The 397-nt window shown below is 34.0% G+C and carries 1 protein-coding gene and 1 pseudogene; both read left to right on the top strand.

Features of this window, described 5'->3' with window-relative positions:
* A pseudogene (locus SB717_RS33960) lies at positions 1-96 on the top strand (SAM-dependent methyltransferase); the annotation flags it as partial.
* Positions 83-373, top strand: a complete 291-nt coding sequence (locus SB717_RS33955; protein ID WP_000414350.1) for a GIY-YIG nuclease family protein — start codon at positions 83-85, stop codon at positions 371-373. The pseudogene SB717_RS33960 and the gene SB717_RS33955, both read left to right, overlap by 14 nt.
* Positions 374-397: the final 24 nt, after the last annotated feature.

Genomic DNA, 397 nt, shown 5'->3' with positions numbered 1-397 from the left:
AATGCAGATTTAAAAATTTTACCACCTCTCGTTGTATATGAGAACAATAACGAATATACAAAGGAGATACGTTCAATTTTATATGGAGAAGAATAAGCATTTTTTTTATGTGGTAGAGTGCTCTGATGGAAGTTATTATGCTGGATATACAAACCATATAGAAAAACGAATACAGACTCATAATAGCGGCAAAGGAGCTAAGTATACACGCGTCAGGCTTCCTGTCGTTTTAAAATATGTAGAGACCCATGATGATAAACGTACAGCTATGCAAGCGGAGTATTACTTTAAGCAATTAACGAGAAAACAAAAAGAGGCATATATGCAAAAAGGAGAACGCTATGTGGCAACAAAAAAGCTTTCAACAAAATGAAAAGGGAGTTTTATATTTAGTACC

Origin of the sequence: Priestia sp. SIMBA_032 (assembly GCF_046535215.1) — a bacterium.
Taxonomy (GTDB): domain Bacteria; phylum Bacillota; class Bacilli; order Bacillales; family Bacillaceae_H; genus Priestia; species Priestia aryabhattai.
This window is presented reverse-complemented; position numbering and strand designations above follow the sequence as displayed.